At 71.9% G+C, this 20668-nt stretch carries 22 protein-coding genes; 12 read left to right on the top strand and 10 right to left on the bottom strand.

Features of this window, described 5'->3' with window-relative positions:
• The first annotated feature begins 22 nt into the window (after positions 1-22).
• From IEY37_RS08250 to IEY37_RS08240, 3 genes are read left to right on the top strand one after another with little or no spacing between them, the layout of a single operon-like run.
• Positions 23-1180 carry a Gfo/Idh/MocA family protein gene (locus tag IEY37_RS08250; RefSeq protein WP_188941068.1) on the top strand — a complete coding sequence of 386 codons (1158 nt, stop codon included), beginning with the start codon at positions 23-25 and terminating at the stop codon, positions 1178-1180.
• Positions 1177-2352, top strand: coding sequence for a dihydrodipicolinate synthase family protein (locus tag IEY37_RS08245; RefSeq protein WP_188941067.1), 1176 nt, complete (start codon positions 1177-1179; stop codon positions 2350-2352). Before IEY37_RS08250 ends, IEY37_RS08245 begins: the two co-directional genes overlap by 4 nt.
• Positions 2349-3197 (top strand): sugar phosphate isomerase/epimerase family protein, encoded by an 849-nt coding sequence (locus IEY37_RS08240; RefSeq protein WP_188941066.1) that lies wholly within the window; start codon positions 2349-2351, stop codon positions 3195-3197. The genes IEY37_RS08245 and IEY37_RS08240 overlap by 4 nt, the downstream gene beginning before the upstream one ends.
• Positions 3198-3629: 432 nt before the next feature.
• On the opposite strand, the gene IEY37_RS08235 is transcribed toward IEY37_RS08240, so the two are convergent.
• Together IEY37_RS08235 and IEY37_RS08230 are read right to left on the bottom strand one after the other, a co-directional pair.
• Positions 3630-4133 carry a hypothetical protein gene (locus tag IEY37_RS08235; protein WP_188941065.1) on the bottom strand — a complete coding sequence of 168 codons (504 nt, stop codon included), beginning with the start codon at positions 4131-4133 and terminating at the stop codon, positions 3630-3632.
• Between the two features lie 672 nt (positions 4134-4805).
• Complete coding sequence (locus IEY37_RS08230; protein ID WP_188941064.1) at positions 4806-5861, bottom strand: hypothetical protein; 1056 nt, start codon at positions 5859-5861, stop codon at positions 4806-4808.
• A 402-nt stretch (positions 5862-6263) separates the two neighbouring features.
• Between IEY37_RS08230 and IEY37_RS08225 the strand changes: the two genes are divergently transcribed.
• The gene (locus IEY37_RS08225; RefSeq protein ID WP_188941063.1) at positions 6264-6647 is read left to right on the top strand and encodes a nuclear transport factor 2 family protein; all 384 of its coding nucleotides are present in this window, start codon (positions 6264-6266) and stop codon (positions 6645-6647) included.
• Positions 6644-6850, top strand: a complete 207-nt coding sequence (locus IEY37_RS08220; RefSeq protein WP_188941062.1) for a hypothetical protein — start codon at positions 6644-6646, stop codon at positions 6848-6850. Before IEY37_RS08225 ends, IEY37_RS08220 begins: the two co-directional genes overlap by 4 nt.
• 118 nt (positions 6851-6968) lie before the next feature.
• Here the strand turns inward: IEY37_RS08220 and IEY37_RS08215 are convergent, their stop codons facing one another.
• Positions 6969-7457, bottom strand: coding sequence for an ester cyclase (locus tag IEY37_RS08215; RefSeq protein ID WP_188941061.1), 489 nt, complete (start codon positions 7455-7457; stop codon positions 6969-6971).
• Between the two features lie 103 nt (positions 7458-7560).
• A complete protein-coding gene (locus tag IEY37_RS08210) occupies positions 7561-7767 on the bottom strand; it encodes a DUF4267 domain-containing protein (protein ID WP_188941488.1) in 207 nt (68 codons plus the stop codon).
• Between the two features lie 287 nt (positions 7768-8054).
• Here IEY37_RS08210 and IEY37_RS08205 point away from each other — a divergent pair, with 287 nt between their 5' ends.
• The 6 genes from IEY37_RS08205 (at position 8055) to IEY37_RS08180 (ending at position 13243) form a co-directional block, all read left to right on the top strand.
• Positions 8055-9323 carry an MFS transporter gene (locus IEY37_RS08205; protein WP_188941060.1) on the top strand — a complete coding sequence of 423 codons (1269 nt, stop codon included), beginning with the start codon at positions 8055-8057 and terminating at the stop codon, positions 9321-9323.
• 163 nt (positions 9324-9486) lie between these two features.
• Positions 9487-10512 (top strand): methylenetetrahydrofolate reductase C-terminal domain-containing protein, encoded by a 1026-nt coding sequence (locus IEY37_RS08200; RefSeq protein WP_229674179.1) that lies wholly within the window; start codon positions 9487-9489, stop codon positions 10510-10512.
• Complete coding sequence (locus IEY37_RS08195; RefSeq protein WP_229674178.1) at positions 10493-11290, top strand: class I SAM-dependent methyltransferase; 798 nt, start codon at positions 10493-10495, stop codon at positions 11288-11290. Before IEY37_RS08200 ends, IEY37_RS08195 begins: the two co-directional genes overlap by 20 nt.
• A 263-nt stretch (positions 11291-11553) precedes the next feature.
• Entirely contained in the window at positions 11554-12072 is a 519-nt protein-coding gene (locus IEY37_RS08190; RefSeq protein WP_188941059.1) for a SigE family RNA polymerase sigma factor, read from the top strand.
• Positions 12069-12737 carry a hypothetical protein gene (locus IEY37_RS08185; protein ID WP_188941058.1) on the top strand — a complete coding sequence of 223 codons (669 nt, stop codon included), beginning with the start codon at positions 12069-12071 and terminating at the stop codon, positions 12735-12737. The genes IEY37_RS08190 and IEY37_RS08185 overlap by 4 nt, the downstream gene beginning before the upstream one ends.
• Positions 12738-12802: 65 nt before the next feature.
• Positions 12803-13243 carry a VOC family protein gene (locus IEY37_RS08180; protein WP_229674177.1) on the top strand — a complete coding sequence of 147 codons (441 nt, stop codon included), beginning with the start codon at positions 12803-12805 and terminating at the stop codon, positions 13241-13243.
• A 50-nt stretch (positions 13244-13293) separates the two neighbouring features.
• On the opposite strand, the gene IEY37_RS08175 is transcribed toward IEY37_RS08180, so the two are convergent.
• The 4 genes from IEY37_RS08175 to IEY37_RS08160 all read right to left on the bottom strand — a co-directional run bounded on the left by IEY37_RS08175 (position 13294) and on the right by IEY37_RS08160 (position 16329).
• A complete protein-coding gene (locus IEY37_RS08175; RefSeq protein ID WP_229674176.1) occupies positions 13294-13716 on the bottom strand; it encodes a GNAT family N-acetyltransferase in 423 nt (140 codons plus the stop codon).
• A gap of 90 nt (positions 13717-13806) precedes the next feature.
• The gene (locus IEY37_RS08170; RefSeq protein WP_188941056.1) at positions 13807-14403 is read right to left on the bottom strand and encodes a DinB family protein; all 597 of its coding nucleotides are present in this window, start codon (positions 14401-14403) and stop codon (positions 13807-13809) included.
• Positions 14393-15685 (bottom strand): MFS transporter, encoded by a 1293-nt coding sequence (locus tag IEY37_RS08165; protein ID WP_188941055.1) that lies wholly within the window; start codon positions 15683-15685, stop codon positions 14393-14395. The genes IEY37_RS08170 and IEY37_RS08165 overlap by 11 nt, the downstream gene beginning before the upstream one ends.
• Positions 15682-16329 (bottom strand): ArsR/SmtB family transcription factor, encoded by a 648-nt coding sequence (locus tag IEY37_RS08160; protein ID WP_188941054.1) that lies wholly within the window; start codon positions 16327-16329, stop codon positions 15682-15684. The genes IEY37_RS08165 and IEY37_RS08160 overlap by 4 nt, the downstream gene beginning before the upstream one ends.
• Positions 16330-17138: 809 nt before the next feature.
• On the opposite strand from IEY37_RS08160, the gene IEY37_RS08155 reads away from it, so the two are divergent.
• Complete coding sequence (locus IEY37_RS08155; protein WP_188941053.1) at positions 17139-17555, top strand: ANTAR domain-containing protein; 417 nt, start codon at positions 17139-17141, stop codon at positions 17553-17555.
• Positions 17556-17576: 21 nt separating this feature from the next.
• Here the strand turns inward: IEY37_RS08155 and IEY37_RS22015 are convergent, their stop codons facing one another.
• Both IEY37_RS22015 and gyrA read right to left on the bottom strand, forming a co-directional pair.
• Complete coding sequence (locus IEY37_RS22015) at positions 17577-18122, bottom strand: DUF3566 domain-containing protein (RefSeq protein ID WP_229674175.1); 546 nt, start codon at positions 18120-18122, stop codon at positions 17577-17579.
• Entirely contained in the window at positions 18119-20662 is a 2544-nt protein-coding gene (gyrA, locus tag IEY37_RS08145) for a DNA gyrase subunit A (RefSeq protein WP_373298299.1), read from the bottom strand. The genes IEY37_RS22015 and gyrA overlap by 4 nt, the downstream gene beginning before the upstream one ends.
• Positions 20663-20668: the final 6 nt, after the last annotated feature.

Raw genomic sequence — 20668 nt, 5'->3', positions numbered from 1 at the left:
TCCCGGCGGGAAAGGCGCATCGATGACGGAACCGCAACGCCGCCTGACCATCGCGATGAACGGCGTCACCGGGCGGATGGGCTACCGGCAGCACCTGCTGCGCTCGGTGCTGGCCATCCGAGCGGACGGCGGGCTCGAACTCCCGGACGGCTCCAGGGTGCAGGTGGAGCCTGTGCTGGTGGGACGCAACGCCGAAAAGCTCGCTGCGATCGCCCAGCAGCACGACGTCGCGGGATGGTCCGTGGATCTGGACGCGGTGCTGGCCGACCCGGCCGTCGACGTGTACTTCGACGCCCAGGTCACGGACCGTCGGGTGGCGGCGACGAAGAAGGCACTGGCCGCCGGAAAGCACGTCTACATGGAGAAGCCGACCGCAGAGACGTTCGACGCTGCCGTCGATCTGGCCTCGGTGGCCGATCAGGCCGGGGTCACTGTCGGAGTCGTGCATGACAAGCTCTTCCTGCCAGGCCTGGTGAAGCTGCGCCGGCTGGTCGACCAGGGCTTCTTCGGACGCATCCTGTCGCTCCGCGGGGAATTCGGCTACTGGGTGTTCGACGGCGAGGTGCAGCCGGCGCAGCGGCCGTCGTGGAACTACCGGCTCGAGGACGGCGGCAGTATCACCATCGACATGTTCTGCCACTGGAACTACGTCCTGGAGTCGCTGCTCGGGCCCGTCCGGACCGTGGCGGCGACAGTCCGGACGCACCTGGCGGAGCGGTGGGACGAGCGCGGTCGACCGTACCCGGCCACCGCCGACGACGCCGCGTACGGCACCTTCGAGATGGACGCGGGGGTGGTCGCGCAGATCAACTCGTCGTGGTGCGTCCGGGTGCACCGGGACGAGCTGGTGGAGTTCCAGATCGACGGCACCGAAGGGTCCGCGGTCGCCGGACTGACCCGGTGCGTGGCGCAGCACGGCGCCCAGACACCGAAACCGCTGTGGGATCCGGATGTCCCGACGTCGGAGAGGTTCCGCGACCAGTGGCTGGACGTCCCGGCCAATGCCAGTCTGGGCAACGGTTTCCGTACCCAGTGGGAGCAGTTCCTGCAGGATGTGCTGGCCGGCCGGCCCCACCGGTACGACCTGTGGTCGGGTGCTCGGGGCGTCCAGCTGGCCGAACTCGGACTGGAGTCGGCGAGATCGGGGCGCAGGCTCGCGGTGCCGGAGGTTCGGCGATGACGTCGATCGCGCTGCCCACCGCGGATGGCGGCTGGAGCGAGCTGGAGCTGCGAGACCCGGTCCGCTGGTCCCGCCCGGCGGCGCCGTTGCGCAGCCGGGTGGCCTACGCGGCAGTGCACGTGGTCCCCGACCGTTGGTCGGACACGACGCCCGGCGCACCGGCCGAGATCGACTGGGACACCACGATGGCGCTGCGCCGAGGGATCTGGGAGTACGGCCTCGGCGTCGCGGATGCCATGGACACTGCCCAGCGTGGCATGGGTCTGGACTGGCCGGCCGCGCGCGAACTGATTCGGCGGAGCGGCATCGAGGCCCGGAACGTCGGTGGCGCGCTCGCCTGTGGCGCGGGCACGGATCAGCTGTCACCGGCCGGCCTACCCACCGGCCGCGCCGGGCTGCAGCGGATCGTCGACGCGTACCGCGAGCAGGTGGACGTGATCCGCGACGCCGGAGCGACCGTCGTCCTGATGGCCTCGCGCGCCCTGGCGGCGACCGCACGCACGCCCGGCGATTTCGCCGACGTCTACGGCACGCTGCTGGCCGAGCAGGACTCACCGGTCATCCTGCACTGGCTGGGCCCGATGTTCGATCCGGCTCTGGCCGGCTATTGGGGCAGCACAGACGTCGACGCGGCCACCGACGCCTTCCTGGCCGTCGTGGTCGCCCACGCCGAGAAGATCGACGGGGTCAAGGTGTCGTTGCTGGACGCCGACCTCGAGAGATCGCTGCGCGCGCGGCTTCCGCACGCGGTCCGGCTGTACACGGGCGACGACTTCAACTATCCGGAACTTGTCGTCGGTGACGGCGGCGGCCACTCCGACGCACTGCTGGGGGCCTTCGCTGCCATCTATCCCGCTGCCTCGGGAGCCCTCCAGGCGCTCGATGCCGGTGATGCTGCGGCAGCACGCGCGATCCTGGAGTCGACCAGGGACCTGTCCCGCCACCTGTTCGCGACCCCGACGATGTACTACAAGACCGGCATCGCCTTCGCCTCCTGGCTGGACGGCCGACAGCCGGCGTTCCTCATGGCAGGCGGTCTGCACGGTGCGCGACCGATGCGACACCTGATCACGGCTTTCCGGTTGCTGGACCAGGCCGGCCTGCTGTCGGACCCCGACCGCGCCGCCCACCGCATGCGCACCCTCCTGGCCACCGCGGGATGGGAGCGATGACCGACCCCGACCGTCTGGCACTGAACACAGCGACGACCAAGCAGTGGACACTGCAGCAGGCCATCGACGGAGCGGTGCACGCGGGGATCCGCGGGCTCGGGGTCTGGCGGGACCGGGTCGCGGAGGTCGGTGCGGTGCGGGCCGGCCGGATGCTGACCGAGGCGGGGTTGACTGTGACGAGCCTGTGCCGGGGCGGTTTCCTGACCGCGGCCGACGCCGGCGGGATCGGCGACTGCCTCGCGGACAACCGGTCGGCGATCGAGGAGGCGGCCGCAGTCGGCACCTCGGAGCTGGTCCTCGTGGTGGGCGGCCTGCCGCCGGGCGACCGTGACCTGGCGGGCGCGCGGCTCCGGGTGGCTGACCGGATCGCCGATCTCGTCCCCTTTGCCGCCACGCACGGCGTCCGGCTGGTGCTCGAGCCGCTGCACCCGATGTACTGCGCCGACCGTGCGGTGCTGTCCACCGTCGCGCAGGCGTTGGACCTGGCCGACCCGTTCCCGGCGGAGACCGTGGGAATCGTCATCGACACCTTTCACGTCTGGTGGGACCCGCAGCTGCCCGGGCAGATCGAGCGTGCGGCTGCCGCCGGCCGTCTGGCTCTCTACCAGGTCAACGACTTCCTGCTGCCGATCGCCGCCGACGCGCTGCTGTCCCGCGGGATGATGGGTGACGGCTGCATCGACCTGGCGGACATCAGCACCCGTGTGACCGCTGCCGGCTACACCGGTCCCGTCGAGGTCGAGATCTTCAACGCCGACATCTGGCAGCAGGACGGTGCGGAGGTCGTCCGGACGGTGATCGATCGGTATCGACGGCTGGTGCTGCCGTTCCTCGGCGGGTCCTGAGGCGGCCCGTCCGGCGGCGATACCGCGCCGACGGTTGCGTGGGCTCCGGCAGACGTCCGCGGCCCCAAGGGCCCTGGCGCCGCCCGGCCGGTCATGACACTGGTTGCAGCCCGATGGTGGTCAGCAGGAACGCCCGGGTGTTCGCCGGCGCCGGCGCGGCGACCAGCGACACGGCCGCCCGGCCTGCCGCCTCCGCGGTGAGCGGTTCGCCCAGTCCGGCGAGGAACTGCGCCTCCGTCCGCCTGCTGCGGGCCGCGTAGCCGCGGATCCGCAGGGCTGCCGGCTCACTTGGGGCCCGGTTCTGACTGCATCCTGTTCCACGGTTGGCAATCGGCGCTCAGCCTGGGTAGCAGTCGTCGCGGCGGCCGGCCTTCCACCCGGGTCTTGCAGCGTTGCTCCGGGCTACGCAGGCCTGGGTACTTCTTGCTCGCATCAGCTGGCCGGCCCGATCGTGGCGGTGGCGACCGCGTGGTCCCAGACTCCGGCGGGCAGGCTGACCGAGGCTGCGATGCTCAGGTCGGTAGCGGGGAGGCCGTTCGACTGGGTCACTTCGGTGCCTGTGGTGCCGTTGTCAGTCCACTGCTGGGCCTGGACGTCGAAGGCGGCGAGGTCACCGGACGCAGTTGTGTAGTTGATCGCCATCGACAGGGGATCGGTGAGGACGTGGCTGTATCCGGTGACCTCCTCGGAGGCGCCCTTAGCCAGGACCTGCTGGGGCTGCTGGTCCCAGTGGTCGTCCGTGCCGGTCAGTCCGTCCCATTGGAGGGTCATGGGGGCGCCGCTGTTGTTGGTGATGGTGAGGTCGATGTTCACGGCCCCCTGGCTGAAGTTGGCGGGCGTCGGGGTGGCCGCGCTGGCCACGCCACCGGCACACAACAGCAAGGCGGTGGTCGCTGCGCTGACGCTGACCGCAGCCACAAGGCGGTTGAATTTCATGGTGGTCTCTTCTTCCTGATGCTGACCGCGGGCTCGTTGTCCGCTCCTCCCATGCTTCGCCTGGGTGGTGCAGTCGGGGGTGGGTCGACGGATGGAAGGAGTGGCTGAGGTGGACCCCCACCGAACGGTGGACAGTTGCTGGGCGCTGCGGTGACCGGGGAACGGCTGCATGTCGCTGCGGCGGGACGGGCGGCCGTCGCGGATTGTCGGGACGGATGCCGCCGTCCGCGCCGGCCGACCGATCGGCTGTGCAGACCTCTCCCGCCGGATCCGGTGATCGGACAGCTGGCCTCGGGTGGCTGCAGACCGTCACGTTCTCGGCTCCACCGTGCACGGACGCAGCCCGAGCGACAGCGCCGACGCGGGCAGCTGCGCCATCGCTTGCCGACGGCTCCGGCGCGGGTCCGGCCTCGGACGTCGTGCGCGGACGCTGGTGCTCGGTGTTCCGAGCGTCACGTCGACTCCGTCAACCCACCGCTTTCGGGGACCGAGCAGTCGGGACACCAGCCGTCCGCCGGAAGCGACCCCGGGGGCTCGCGAACTGGACTGGGCCGGTGAAGAAGGTGTTCGTCGAGCGGCGACGACCCCTGTGCAGGCAGGTGAAGCGCGAATGCCGGCGTCGCCGCGGTCCCGGTGATGGTCAGGACCGCAGCGACGCCGTGCTTGCCGCCATCAGACGCCGATGAATCCGTAGGTGCTGACGGTGGTGTGCTGGTTGCCGGTGATGCTGGGCGCGGACGCGGCCTGTGGTGTCGTGATCGGCCGTTCCTTCCAGGTCACCGAAGCGTGGCCGTTGGGGTTCGCGGTCTGCAGGTAGACGTTGGTCAGGTGCCAGGTGGTGTTGCCCATGGTGATGGTGAAGTCGCCGGTGTAGCGGGTCATGGGATCCACACTGACGGGCCAATAGAACGTGTGGGGCTGCAGGGTCAGGGTGGTCTCGTCGGTGAACTCATACTCGCTGACCCACGTCTTGCCGTACTTCGCGTTGACGGACATCTCGACGATCCTGGCGATGCTGGCCTGGGTGGATGCGTTCACCTCGACGCTGTCGGTGACCCCGACCTTCTCGGTCGTGGTGAGCTTCTTGGTGATCGGTGAGCTGGTGTCGTTGCCGTAGCCGGGACCCGACTGGTGGGACTCGGTGAGAACCGACTCCCTGGACTTGATGTCGAAGGTGCACTTGGCGACCGTGCTCTCGTTGCACCACTGGTTGAGCACTGCGGCCTGTGCCTGGCCGTCGGTGATGGTCTTGACGGTGCCGGCGTCGTTGAGGAAGGTGATGTTCTCGTCGTCGTGGGTGCAGGTGCCTGTGGTGGACGTGCAGTCGGTGTACCGCTTGGCGGCGCCCCAGAAGTCGTCCGCGGACATGACGCCCATCTTCGCGGTGAAGGACCCGACCGTGGTGGATCCGTCCAGGACGTCGTAGACGGCGTCGTCGCGCTGGTTGCTCAGGTACTTGTAGAGCACCTCGAAGCGTTGGCTCTGTCCCGGTGAGATGGTCGTTCCGATGTCGGGTCGCCCCTCGAACTTGTTGTCGCCGTCGATCCGGACGAGCTTGAGCGTGTAGTGGCTCATGTTGCGGACGTTGAACCCGCGGCTGGACTCGATGTGCATGCCGCCCTCGGGTCCCGCCGATGCGGTGACCGCTGTGGCTTGGACGGTTTCGGCGCTGGCGCCGCCCGCCCCCGCCAGGCACGTGCCGAGCACGGTCGCCGAGAAGGCTGCCACCAGGACGGCACGCCGTCCTCGACGCCGCCACGGGCGATCAGCCGCGGGCGGAAGTGATGTGTTGGTCATGGGAGTCGGCTTTCTTGTCGGCTGGGCACCGGGCCGGTACGTCCGGTTGCACAGCCGATGCTTCGCCGTCGGAACAGCACACCTCGTAGGACGAACGGGCCATCGTGCGACGGACGCCGAATTCCACCAGACGGTGGACATGGGCCCACGGACACCGGCACGGGCGGGCAGCGCGCGGACGGTGCGCTGCCCGCTACCGATTCACCGCCTTGGGGCCGGGACTTCGACGAAAGGGCCACCAGACGTAGCGCGGACGGGCGGACAAAATGTGGCTTGTCAGCAGGCAGTATTTGCTCGAACGACAGAGTCGACAAGGGTGAAGGGCGGCATACGGTGAGCGTGGCGCGGCTACGGCAGATGTTCGACGAGATGGTGGTGGGCAAGGACGCCACCGCGGTCGCGGACTTCTATCATCCCGACTTCCAGATGGTGAGCAATGGCGTTGTCCAAGGCTTCGATGCCTTCGCAGAGTCACACAGCAGGGTCTACGACACTCCGATCAGCTACCAGGTCCGCTACGACGAACAGGCCTGGGTGGAAACTCCGGACCGCATCGCCGGCCGAGTCTGGATCACCACTGCCCGGCCCGGCGAGCCGGCCACCGAGATCGAAGTTGTGCTGATCGCCACCTACCGGAACGGGCTCATCCACCGACTCTGGGAGCTGACCTGGCCGGACTGGTCCCGACTCGGAGCCTTCGAGCACTACGACAGTTGACATCCACGACGCCGGAGCCGGGCGACGGCGCAGTCAGCCACACCCTATACCGGCGACCGCGCGGCGCCGGCCTGCTGGTGCTGACCCTGGACGGCGACCGCATCGCCGCCCTCACCCGCTTCGACAGCGACGTCCTCGCCCGGTTCGGGCTGCCGTCCTCGCTGCCGCCGCGTCGCGCCGCGGACGGTACAGGTGTTCCGTGACGTCATCCGGCGCACGCCGTCGGTCAGAGCCGCGCGGTGGGGATGTCGTGCAAACCCGGTGCAGCGGGCCGCGCTTCGGCCCTATCGGGCGTCCTGGTCGTCGGATCGGACAGGTGTGTCAGCTCCACGCCCGCCGAACCGGTTCGTCCGAGGCTACGGAGAGCTGGGCCAGGAGCCCGGCAGAGTCCTCCAGGTGCCACGTGACGACGATCCTGTGGTCGCGGACCAGGTGCATGTCCATCGTGCGCATCTCGATGCGTCGACCGGTGGGCTGGTGCCCCAGGAAGGCACCCTGGTGCGTCCCGCTGACCGTGTTGGGGACGGCGACCCGGTCACCGTCGATGAGGAGATCCTCGTGGGTGACGGCGTAGTCGGGCATGGCCCGGCGGAACAGCGCGATCTCTGCCGCCATCCCTGCCGGTCCCTGCACCTGCCCGGGCGCCAGCGGGACGCCCAGCCAGTCCTTGGCGAGAAGGCCGTCGTATACGGTTGTGTCGCCAATGCGGAACGGTTCGTAGAAGGCTCGGACGACGTCACGGATGTCGGTGTCCGAGCGATGTGCCGCGGCTGCAGCTCTCGGCGAGTCGGGGATGTTCGGCGTGCTCATGGCAGTGGTTCCTTCCGGTGGTGGGATACGACAGGTGCTCAGAGCCGGCGGGTGTCGGCGAGTCGGGGTGCCGGCGGGTGGGTGACCGCTGACGCGCGGGGGCTCACCGCAGGATCAGAACCACGCCGACGACGACGAGCACCACGGCGGTCGCGACATGGACAGTCAATGTATGGTGCAGCGTCCCGCCGTTGGTTCGCACGATGACGGTGTCCCCGAGCGGAGTGATCGCAGCCGTGAGCAGCGCCCATCCGAAGGCGTGCGAGCCCGCCGCGGCCAGCACGACGACCGGCACGACACCCGAGGTGATGTCGCGGACACCGCCGTTCCTTCACGCCCGCGCAGATGCACACTCTGCACCACTGCTCACAGACTTCCGATCGGCGCACAACAGACCCGGTCGACGCTGGCCATGGCTATCGGCCTGCTGGTCCCGTGCGCCGGGCGGCGACCCTGCACATGACCTTGGTGCGGAGGTCCGTTGTCCGGAGCGTGCCGCGCGGCGTGGCCGATCCGGCCGAGGGTCAGCAGATCGCCGTTCCCGTGGCGGTCGTCGCGGTGCTGCCCACCGTCCTCCGTTCCCGAGCCTGAGCCGCCGTGGCCGGAGTGTTGGCGCAGTCGGCGTTCCGTCGGCTGTGGACGGCGAACCTCGCCGGTGGTTTCGGCGGCCAGTTCGCCACGTTCGCCATGTCCGTCACCGCCGTGCTTGTCCTCGGGGCCGGCGCCGGCGAGGTCGGCGTGATCGCCGCAGCCGCGCAGGTCGGGTGGTTGTCCAGCCTTCTGGTGGGGGTGTGGGTCGATCGGTGGCGGCGACGGTCGACCCTGCTGTGGGCCAGCTGGACACGGTGCGTGGCGCTGTTGTCCGTGGCGCTCGCCTACCTGACCGGCGTCCTGACGGTGACCCACCTTGCCGTCGTCGCGCTCGTCCTCGGCCTGTGCGACGTCTTCTTCTTGACTGCCCACGATGCCATCGTGCCCGTTCTGGTCGGCCGGAATCGGGTGACCGAGGCCCGTGCGCGACTCCAAGTGGGTGACCAGGCGGTCCAGGCCGGCGGTGCCGGAGTGGCCGGCCAGCTGTTGCGCTGGCTTCCCGGTCCCCTGCTGTACCTGGTGTCCGCCGTCCTGGAGCTGGTGTCGGGCGTCCTGCTGCTGTCGGTCCGCGTCGACGAGCAAAAAGCGGACCGGGTCGGTCGTGAGCCGTTTGCCGTGGCCCTTCGCGTCGGACTCCGCCACGTCGTGCGGCATCCGGTGCTGCGCGCCCTGCTGGTGCGCAACGCCGTGGTCAACAGCGGCGCAGGCATGTTGATGGCTCTGCTGCCGGTGTACGTGCTCGACGACCTGCGGGTGTCCGCACCGGCCTACGGACTGGTGGTGTCGATCGGTGCCGTCGCCGGCATCCTGGCCGCTGCCCTGGCACTGCGAGTGGTCGCCACGGTCGGTGACCTGCGGGTCGTGGTGGTGGCGACGGTGGCGCTGCCCCTGGGGGTTGTGGTGATACCCGTGGCTGCGGTGGTGCCGTCGGCGGCGTTCGTGCTCCTGTCGGGTGCGGAGTGCTTGATCGCCGCGGTGCTGACAGTGAGTCAGGTGGCCACCAGCGGGGTGCGAGCCGCCGTCACACCGGACGCGGTGATGGGGCGGGTCAGCGCGGCCAGCCGGTTCGTCACGCTCGGGGTTCTGCCGCTGGCGGCGTTGGCCGGCGGGTGGCTCGGCAGCTCCGTCGGGCACATCGGCACGCTGTTCGTCGCCGCCGGGCTCATGGTCGTCGCCGGAGGGCTGACGGTGGCCTCGCCGCTGCGCGCCCACCGCCGGTTGCCCGACGCCTGGCGGGTGCCCGACACCGTCGAGCCCCGACCTGGATTGCTCTGACGCTGCCTCCGGCAGTCGACCTCCGCACCGCGGGCGCGCCGGACAGCGCGCCCAAAGATCGGCGTCGGTCCTGCAACCGGCACCGGTCGCCGCACACGGCGACCAGCTCGCCGTCCGCGGGAGCCGGCGCCGGGCCGCCTCGCCCGGGTGGCACGCTGGAACCGTGGTCACGGCCGTCGACAGCAGCACCCCTGTCGCCGGCTGCCCCAAGCGCATGGTCTTCGGCCCGTGCGGCGGTGTCCGGTCCGCCGGTGGCTGCGAGATGGCCGACCAGCTCTGCGTCTTCCTCGAGCCGGGGCGGACGCTGCCCGAGTGGCAGCAGCCCCAGCGACCCGGCGAGCTGCGGGCGCCGCTGGTGCTGACCGACCTGAGCGTTCCCCCGGGTGACGCGGCCACGCTGACCGCCACCACGCGACTGCTTGCCCCGGCGTGCGACGCGATGCTGGTCGGCGACCACCAGGACCGGCCCGACTTCCCGCCCAGCCAGCTGGCCGCGCTCATCGCGGCGGCGGGCGGGCGACCGTGGGTGACGCTGGCCTGCCGCGACCGCAACCGGGTCGTCCTGGAGCAGGAGTTGCGGGGGTTGCAGCTGGCCGGCGCCGCCGCGGTGCTGTGCGTCACCGGTGACGGCCGGGCGTTCGACGTCCGGCCGGACGTGACGCAGGTGTTCGACCTGGACGGCACCCGGCTGGCCGCACTGGCCGCGGCGATGGGCCTGCCGGCCGGGGTGGCCGAGACGCCGACGGCGCCACCGGTGGCCGCGCGGCCGGCCCGGCTCGTCCAGAAGCAGCGTGCCGGCGCCGCTGTCGCCGTGCTCAACCACGTCAGCGACCCGGCGTCGGTGGCCCGGTTCGTCGCCGCTGCACGGGCACAGGGACTGACCATCCCGGTGATTGCCGCGGTCGCGGTGTTCACCGACGCCCGGTCGGCGGCCGTGCTCGACGCGCTGCCCGGGCTGGAGATCGACCGCGACGTGGTCGCCGGGGTGCTGGCCGCTCCCGACCCGGTGGCCGCGGGCATCGACGCCGCGCTGGCCGAGGCCCGGGCGTTGCTGGCGATCGACGGCGTGCACGGGGTCAACCTCTCCGGGATGGCGTCCGCGCGTGGTGTGCGGTTCGCCGCCGAGGTGCAGGCCGAGATCGGCCGCCGGATCAGGGAAGAGGTGCCGCATGAACGTGCCGCCGGCTGACGGACCGGGCAACCCGCCTCCGGACGACGGCACCGCCATGGACGCCGAGTTCGACACGGTGGCCCGGTGGACGGCGGATGCCGCGCTCGACCTCGGCCCCGACCACCACGCGCCGGCCGCCTGCCGGGGCAGCGGGAGTCCGGGAGCCATGCGCTGGCTGCTCGACCGGCTCGCCGTCGGCCGTCAGGACACCATGCTGGATTGCGGCGCAGGCCTCGGCGGCCCGGCGGCCTTCGCGACCGGGGAGACCGGTGCGCGGCTCCTGCTGTGCGATCCGGAACCGGGAGCGTGCCAGGGCGCCGTCCGGCTGTTCGGGCTGCCCGCCGTGCAAGCCGACTCGCGGCTGCCGTTCCGGTCGGCCGCGGTCGACGTCGCCTGGAGTCTCGGGGTGCTCTGCACGGTCGACGACCAGCCGCTGCTGCTCTCCGAACTGCGCCGCGTGCTCCGCCCCGGCGGTCGCCTGGGGCTGCTGGTGTACGTCGCGGCGCACCCGCCGCTGCCCGTCCAACCGGAGGGCAACGACTTCCCCACCGACGCGGCCGCCCGGTCGATGATCGAGGCCGCAGGTTTCACGCTGCACGACAGCGCAACGACCGGCGACATGGCGGCCGCCCCACCGGAATGGACCGAGCGCGCCGCGGCCGTGCAGGAGCTGCTGGAGCGTCGACACGGCGACGATCCGCGCTGGCGGACGGCCGCCCGGCAGTCCGGGATCATCGGGCAGCTGCTCGCCGACGGCGACCTCGTCGGCACGCTGTACAGCGCGACCGCGCGCTGACCGGGAACGCGCCCGCGCAGACGTGCGCCGCACGAATCCATCTCGTGCGTGGCGCGCGGGACAGCGCCACCCGAATCCGTTCACGCAGACGGACCCCGAGGAACTGACGCTGCGATCGGGAAGCGAACGACTGGTGCTCCGCTCGGCGCCGTGGGCTGTAGGAAGAGCCAGTGCGTCGTCGCCCGCCGCCACAATGCTCTGGACTGCATCCCGCCGCCTCCGCGGTCTCAACATCCGCCCGGCCTGATGCGTCTGGACAGGACATGAGCACCGTGCGCTCCCAGGACTTCGAGGCGTACGTCGACGCGCGCGGCCGGGCGTGGGAGCGCAGCGCCTACGCCCTGACCCACGACCGCCACGCGGCGCAGGACCTCGTGCAGACGGTGCTGCTGAAGGTCTTCCGGCACTGGTCGCGGATCGTCGCCGTCGAGCAGCCGGACGCCTACGTTCGCCGCATGCTCGTCCGCACCTACCTGGACCAGCAACGGCGCCGGTCGTCCGGGGAGCGCCCGGCGGCCGGTCCGCTGCCCGAGGCGCTGGCGCCCGACCCGGCGGTCGGCGTGGTGCAGCGCGACGAGTTCCGCCGGGCGCTGGGCGCCCTCACCCCGATGCAGCGGGCGGTGCTCGTGCTGCGGCACGTCGAGGGACTGCCCGACGACGAGATCGCCGGGGTCCTCGGCTGTACGGCCGCCACCGTCCGCACCCACGCGTCCCGCGGTCGCGACCGATTCCGCGACGCCCTCGACGGCGCCGCCCACGGCACGGAACAGGAGCAACGGTGAACGACACGCTGCACGACCGGACCGACGCCACCGACGACTACCTGCACCGGGCGCTGCTCGACCTGGCCGACGACGCACCCCACGACCCGCAGCTGGCCGCGACGATCCGACGGCGTTCCGGGTGGCGGCGGATGACCACCGCGGCACCGGTGGCCGCCGCGCTGGCCGTGCTGCTCGTCGTGGCGGGCATGCTGCTGTTCCGGCCGGCCCGTCCCGCTCCGACCCATCCGGCCAGCGCCTGCCAGCCGGTGCAGACCTCGGTCCTGCCCAGCTGGGCCCGCGTCGGGTTCACCGACCCGGAGCCGGAGATGCCCTCGGTGCTCAGCGACCACGGCTTGTTCCTGGCCATCGTCTTCGTGCCCGCGCTGGTCTCGCCGCCGGCCGCCGACTACAACAACAAGATCCTCTGGGCGGCACGGCCAGCCGACCCGCGGCAGACGTCGATGTCGGCGGGCGACCGCGTCGACCTGTCCTTCCACATCGACGGCCGGCTCGAGGGCACGTCGACCACCATGAGCACCACTGTGCCGGGCGGGCCCGGCCCGTCCATCGTCGACGTCCCGGCGCCCGGTTGCTGGGTGCTGCGGCTGACCTGGGGTCGGTACACCGACACCGTCGCGCTGCCCTACGCCGACCGTGCCTCGGCCGGCAGTACGACCGGCTGACCCGGCCCGCACCCCGGCCGCGTCGGTCCGTCCCCGACCGGCGCGTCGAGCGGACGGTCGGCAGTATGACCACCATGACGACTCCCACCCCGGCCACCGCGGTCTTCCGGCAGGTCGTGCTGGACACCATGGACGCCCGCCGGCTCGCCGAGTTCTACCGGGAGCTCCTGCACTGGGACTACCGGCCCGGCGACGAGGCGCCGCCCGCGGGGGAGCCGGATCCCCGCGGCACCGACTGGCTGGTGCTGCGGAACCCCGGCGGTGGCATCGGGCTGGCGTTCCAGCAGGTGGACGATCTGCCCGAGCCGACCTGGCCGGAGGGACCGCACCCGCAGATGGCGCACCTGGACCTCACCGTCCCGGGGGTCGCCGAGCTGGGCGCGGAGGACGAGCGGGTCCGCGGTCTTGGCGCCCGGCTGCTGCTGGACCGGTCCGACGACGACGAGGAGCCACTGCGCGTCTACGCCGACCCGTCGGGCCACCCGTTCTGCATCTTTGTCGGCTGAGCACCACGCCCCGTCGGCGGGCACGGGACACCGGCGCCGGGCGACGCCGCTCAGCCGAGCAGCGGCTTCACCATCACCAGACACGGGTTGCCCTCCCAGAGCCCGTGCAGTTCCTCGACGGGCAGGAAACCGCGGGCACGGTAGAAGCGCCGGGTGGCGTCGTACCCCGGATCCGGTCGGGAGGGGCCGAGCGTCTTCACCGACAGCAGCACCGCCCCGTCCGCACGCACCGCGCGCTCCGCCGCAGCGATCAGCGCCGTGCCGATGCCATGGCGGTGCAGGCGCCGGTCGACCGCCAGCAGATGGATCTCGGCCGACTCGGCGTAGTGCCGGTCGAGCAGCAGCGCACCGACCACCACGCCCGTGCGGTCCCGGGCCAAGACCGTCGGCAGCCGGCCAGCTGCGGCGACGTAGTCCTCGACCGCCTGCGGGATGCCGAACCACTCCGGCAGCCCGGCCAGCAGGCGACGCACCCCAGGCGGGTCCGGGGGTCCGGCCGTGACCACGACGTCCCCCCCGTCGCCGACATCCCCGGCTCCGTTCGGCGCGCGCGCCACGGCGTCCTACCGGCCGCCCGCCTGGCGGGCGGCGTCCTCGACCTGCGCGCGGTAGTCCGCCCACCACTGCTCGTCGCCCTCGGGCAGGTTGCTGTTGTCCGGGCGGACGCCGGTGGCCCCGTCGATGAACTCCCGGACGATGTCGGCGTGGCCGGCGTGCCGCTCGGTCTCGGCGATCATGTGCACCAGTATCCGGTGCAGCGTCACGGTGCGGCGCTCCGGCGGCCACCACGGCACCTCGCCGGTGGCGCCGAGGTCGAGCTCCCGCACGGTGGCGTCGGAGTGCTCCCACACCCGCCGGTACAGGCCGACCAGCTCCTCGCGCGACTGGTCCGCGGTGGCCCACATGTCGGCGTTCGGCTCCGCGTCGTCGGCGAACCACGGCAGCGGGTCCGGGAACGGGCGGCCGAAGACGTCGCCGAGGTAGCCGGCCTCCACGCTCGCCACGTGCTTGACGACACCGAGCAGGTTGGTGGCGGTGGGGGTCATCGGCCGCCGGACGTCGTACTCGGACAACCCGTCCAGCTTCCAGAGCAGCGCCTCCCGGGCCCGCTGCAGGTACGTGTGCAGGTGGTCCTTCGCGCCGGGATCGTCAGCCGTCATGGGCCCACCCTGGCACGTCACCGCCGGCCGGATCCGCCGGTGCCGCCTGGTCCCCGTCCGCGCCGCCGCGCCGCACCGCCGGGATCGCGACCGCGGACACGACGGCCACCAGCGCCGCGCTGGCCAGGAACACCGCCGGCACCCCGGCCGCACCGGCCAGCGCTCCACCGGCGAGCGACCCCAGCGTCATGGCACCCAGGCCGGTCACCCGGAACGCGGCGCTCACCCGTCCCTGCAGCTCCTCCGGCGTGCGGCGTTGCCGCAGGGACAGCGTGACCACGTTCCAGGTCAGCACCCCGATGCCGTTGAGAGTCAGCAGCGCCACGGCCACCGCCACGTCACGGGTCAGGCCGAGGCCGGTCGCCACCACCGTGACCACCACGGCGGCCAGCGTGACCGCACCCACGGTGCCCAACCGGCGGCGGACGAGCGGCGCGCACAGCGCACCGACCAGCGAACCGCCCGCGCCGAGGGCCAGCACCACGCCGTACCAGCCGGCCGGCACGCCGAGCACCGAGGTCACGTACAGCGCGATCACCGCCCAGTACGCCCCCGAAGCCGCGCCGAGCGCGGCCAGCAACCCCAGCAGGGTCCGCAGCACCGGGCGGCCGACCAGCCAGCGGACGCCCTCGGCCACGTCGGCCAGGACGTGCCGCCGGCCGTCCGCACCAGCCCCAGGCGACGCACCGGGCCGGCGGACGGCGCGCCGCAACCGACCGACCAGCACGGCGGCGACCAGGAACGCCGCAGCGTCCACGACGACCGGCACGGCCGGTCCCAGCACGAACAGCGCGCCGCCGAGGCCCTGGCCGGCGAACTGCCCGGCCACCGTCTGCCCCGCGGACAGCCGGCCGTTCGCCCGGTCCAGGCCGTCCGCGCCGACGACCCGCGGCAGCACCGACTGGGCGGCGCTGTCGACGAAGGTCTGCCCGATGCCGAGCAGGAACGCCGCACCGGCCAGCACCCACACCGACGTCGCACCCGCCACCAGCAGCGCGGCCAGCGCCGCGGCGACCAGCGCCCTGGCCAGCGACACCACCGCCATGGTGCGGAGCCGGTCCCAGCGGTCGACCAGCGCACCGGCGACCAGGCCGGTGGTCAGCCACGGCAACGACCCGGCGGCAGCCACGGTGCCGACGAGGACGGGATCGTCCGTCGAGGACACCGCCAGCAGCGGGAAGGCCACCAGCCGCACGCCGTCGCCCAGCGCACCGACCGTGGATGCCGTCCACAGCACCGGGAACGCCCGGAATCCGGGGAGGCCGGTGCTCGGCTCGCTCACCCCGCGCCACCCACGTTGCCGTCCGGGATGCCGTCCGGGATGCCGTCCGTGATGTCGTCCGCGATGCCGTGCTCGGTGTCCTCCGCGCTGTCGTCCGGGACGTCGGTGCCGCCGCGTCTGGCCGTCCGGAACAGCGCGACGCTGATCGTCACCGGATCCCCGGCCGGGTCGGTGCGACCCTGGAACTCCGCCACCAGGTCGGCCAGCCGTTCGCCCAGCAGCCGGTAGTCCTCGGGTCGCAGCCGGAACCGCGCCACCGTCAGGGAGGGGTCCGCCGCGCCGGCCGCGGCCTCCAGCTCCTGCGCGACGGTGCGGAGCAGCAGTGCCCGGTCGTGGTAGGCGGGATTGTCCGGCGCGACCTCGAAGGACCGTGCCGTCCGGCCCCAGTACCGCTCGGTGCCACCGCGGACGGTGCGGGTGCGCACGGGACGGACGAGCCCGGCGGCGGCCAGCACCCGGAGGTGGTGGTCGGCGCTGCCCTTGCGGATGCCGAGCGCCTCGGCCAGCCCGCTCAGCGTCGCCGCACGGTCGGCCAGGACGCCGAGCATCCGGTACCGGGCGAGGTTGCCCATGGCCCGGACCTGGTCCTCGCCGTGCAGGACCAAGAGGTCGTCGAGCGGGTAGTCCGGCCGTGCGGTGCCCACGACGCCAAGTGTCAACTGAACCCGACGCTTGACCCAGCGTTCTCGCCGACGGCGAACGCCGAACGGCAGCGACCTTCGGTGAGAGGACCCGGGCGCCGGTCCCCCCGGCCGCCTCGCCTCCCGGGTCGGAAGGGTCAGGAGGGTCAGCTGGGCCGGGCCGGTCGGCCGCGCCACCGCGCCCCGCCACCGGTCATCGTGCAGAGCCTGCTCCGCGACGTCGGACGCGCGGCTGCGCACGCGGGCGCGCTCGACGTCCGGGCCGTTCCTTGTGACAGGATCAGACCGGGTTCGACAAAGAGCCCGGGTGTATGCACGCGTGCGTGCGTGCGGCAGCAGCCGCGCGGTCCTCCTGGGCGACGACCCCCGGCCGCCGACCGTCCCGTGGGCGGCGGTACCTGTCCGGGACCGTCGCGCAGTCCCGGACCCGGCACGCGGGCCACCGCACACCCGGTCGACCGCCTCGACGGGAGGATCCCCGTGTCGGACACCATCGACGGTGACCGCGACATCGCCGACGCACTGGCCCTGCTGGTGAACCACCTGTCCGACGACCCGGACGCGCCCGGCTCGGCGGTCAGCGGCGGCTCCCTGCAGCAGCTGGCGCACCTGGGCGTCCATAGTGTTCTGGGCGCCGAGGACGCTGCGGTGACGCTCGTCGACCTGCGGCGCGGACCCCGCACCGTGGCCAGCACAAGCACCCTCCCGCAGCGGGTGGATGCCCTGCAGTACCGCTTCGGCGAGGGCCCGTGCCTGCAGGCGATCGACGCGAGCGACTGGGTGCTGACCGAGGACCTGGCCGCGGACCTGTCGTGGCCGCGGTTCAGCAGCGCGCCGTCCGGGAGACGCCGGTGCGGTCGATGCTCAGCTTCCGGATCCGCCAGAACAAGCCGCGGGAGGGTGCGGCCCTCAACTTCTACGCCACGCGGACCGGCGTCTTCGATGACCGCTCGGTAGCCACCGGCTCGCTGTTCGCCGCCTGCACGGCAATGGCACTGCGGGTGGACGAGCTCCAGGGCCGCGTCGTCCACCTGGAGCGCGCGCTACAGAGCAACCGGCAGATCGGAACGGCGTTGGGCATCCTGATGGCCCGCGAGCTGTACACCGAGGAGCACGCCTTCGACTTGCTGCGCGAGGCGAGCCAGCGCCTGAACCGCAAGCTCGCCGACATTGCCGACGAGGTCACCGTTACGGGATTGCTGCCGCACTTCGACAGACCCCAGCACTGACCGCCGCAGCGGCCGGCCGGGTCAGTCCCGTTCGCCCAGGGTGATCTCCACGCCGCCGGACATGCCGGCCGCCGCGTTGTAGACGAACGCGGCGATCGTGGCCAGCGCGGTGAACAGCACGATGTTGATGGCGCCGATCACCGCCGTGACGCTGAACACGGCCTGCGGGGTGACCAGGTCCGACGGGTTCCCTGAGGAGTCCGCGCTGGTCAGTGTCTGCCAGGTCTGGTTGATCTTGCTCCAGACGTCGAGCGACCCCAGCGACAGGTACAGCACGCCCACCGCGATCATCCACACGAAGAACATGACGATCGCGACGATCAGGCTGATCTTCAGCACCGTCCACGGGTCGACCCGCTTGAGCTGCAGCGACGCCAACCGCGGTGGTCGCCGCTGGCCCCGGCCGCGCCGCCGGGCGGCGTCGGCGCGATCCGCCCGCCCGCCGGCCGGCACCGCCGCCGGCCGGCCCACGGCCGAGCCGTTGATGCCGGCGTGCCCGGTCGGGGTGGGCGCCGCCACGGTCGACGGCGAGCGCTGCGCCGCCGAGGTGGCTCGTGGTGTCGTCACTCGGTACTCCCGTCGGCCCCGTCGGGCTGGTCGGTCGGTTCCGTGCTGCGCGCGCCGCCGGTGCCGCCCTCGGATCCTGCCGGACCACCGTTACCCGTGGATCCCGTCGCCTGCACGGACGGATCAGGAGCAGGGACGTCGTCACCCGCGTCGGCGTTGCGCGCGATCGCGACCAGACTCTCCGATTCGGCCAGGTTCATCAAGCGGACGCCCATCGTCTGCCGCTTGGCCTTGCGGACCTCCTTGGCCGACGTGCGGATCACGCCGCCACCGGAGGTGATCGCGTACACCTCGGCGTCCAGGTCGACGATCAGCGCCCCGACCAGCTTCCCGCGGCGGCGGTCGTACTGGATCGTCAGCACGCCTTTGCCGCCGCGACCCTGCACCGGGTACTCGTCCATGGCGGTCCGCTTGGCGTAACCCCGCTGGGTCGCCACCAGCACGAACATGCCCTCCCGGGCGACGTCCAGGGACAGCAGCTCGTCACCGGAGTTGAACCGCATGCCCAGCACGCCGGAAGTGGCCCGGCCCATGGGCCGCAGCGCCTCGTCGGTCGCGTGGAACCGGATGGACTGGCCCTCGGCCGAGATCAGCAGGAGGTCGTCGTCCGCGGAGCACAGCACCGCGCCGACCAGCTCGTCCTCGTCCCGCAGGTTGATGGCGACGATGCCGCCCGAGCGGTTCGAGTCGAACGCCGACAGCTCGCTCTTCTTCACCAGGCCACTCTTGGTGGCCAGCACCAGGTACGGGGCCGCCTGGTAGTTGCGGATCTGGATGACCTGGGCGATCCGCTCGTCCGGCTGGAACGCCAGGAGGTTGGCCACGTGCTGGCCGCGGGCGTTGCGGTTGGCCTCCGGCAGCTCGTACGCCTTGGCCCGGTAGACGCGGCCCTTGTTGGTGAAGAACAGGATCCAGTCGTGCGTGGAGCACACGAAGAAGTGGGCGACGATGTCGTCCTGCTTCAGCGCCGCGCCCTGCACGCCCTTGCCACCGCGCTTCTGCTGCCGGTACAGGTCGGTCTTGGTGCGCTTGGCGTAGCCGGTCCGGGTGATCGTCACGACGACGTTCTCGTCGGCGATCAGGTCCTCCATCGACACGTCGCCGTCGTAGGGGACGAGCCGGGTGCGCCGGTCGTCGCCGTAGCGGTCGACGATCTCGGAGAGCTCGTCGCGGACGATGGCGCGCTGCCGGGACGGGGTGGCCAGGATGTCCCGCAGGTCGGCGATCACCCGCTCGATCGAGGCCAGCTCGTCGACGATCTTCTGCCGCTCCAGGGCGGCCAGCCGGCGCAGCTGCATCTCGAGGATGGCGTTGGCCTGGATCTCGTCGATGTCCAGCAGCCCGATCAGGCCGGTCCGCGCCACCTCGACCGTCTCCGAGGCGCGGATCAGCGCGATCACCTCGTCGAGCGCGTCCAGCGCCTTGACCAGGCCGCGCAGGATGTGCGCGCGCCGCTCCGCCTCGTCGAGCCGGAACTGCGTCCGGCGGACGATGACCTCGATCTGGTGCGCGACGTACAGGCTGACCATCTGGTCCAGCCGCAGGGTGCGCGGCACCCCGTCCACGATGGCGAGCATGTTGGCGCCGAACGTGGTCTGCAGCGCGGTGTGCTTGAACAGGTTCGCCAGCACCACCTTGGCGACGGCGTCGCGCTTGAGGGTGATGACGATCCGCATGCCGACCCGGTCCGAGGACTCGTCCGCGATGTCCGCGATGCCGGCGATCCGGCCGTCACGGTGCAACTGCGCGATGGACTCGACCAGGTTGTCCGGGTTCACCTGGTACGGAAGCTCGGTGGCGACCAGGGTGGTCCGCCCGCGGCTGTCCTCCTCGATCTCCACGACGGCCCGCATGCGGATCGTGCCCCGCCCGGTCCGGTAGGCGTCGGCGATGCCGTCCCCGCCGACGATCAGCCCGCGGGTGGGGAAGTCCGGCCCCTTGATCCGCTCCATCGACGCCTCGAGGAGCTCCTCCGCGCTGGCCTCCGGGTGCTCCAGCGACCAGATGACCGCGGACGCCGCCTCGCGCAGGTTGTGCGGCGGGATGTTCGTGGCCATGCCGACCGCGATCCCGGAGGACCCGTTGACCAACAGGTTCGGGATCCGCGACGGCAGCACCACCGGCTCGGTCGTCTTGCCGTCGTAGTTCGGGATCATGTCGACGGTGTTCTCGTCGATCCCGGCGAGCATGGTCATTGCCAGCGGCGACATCCGGCACTCGGTGTACCGCATGGCGGCGGCCGGGTCGTTGCCCGGCGAGCCGAAGTTGCCCTGCCCGTCGACCAGCGGGTACCGCAACGACCACGGCTGCGCGAGCCGGACGACGGTGTCGTAGATCGGGCCGTCGCCGTGCGGGTGGTAGTTGCCCATGACGTCGCCGACAACCCGGGACGACTTCACCCGGCCCCGGTCCGGGCGGTAGCCGGAGTCGTACATGCCGTACAGCACCCGCCGGTGGACCGGCTTGAGACCGTCCCGCACGTCCGGCAGCGCCCGCGAGACGATGACGCTCATCGCATAGTCGATGAACGACCGCTGCATCTCCTG

It is taken from the genome of Nakamurella endophytica, from assembly GCF_014646215.1.
GTDB lineage: Bacteria > Actinomycetota > Actinomycetes > Mycobacteriales > Nakamurellaceae > Nakamurella > Nakamurella endophytica.
Note: the sequence above shows the minus strand (reverse complement) of the source record. Positions and strands in the feature narration are given on the sequence as shown.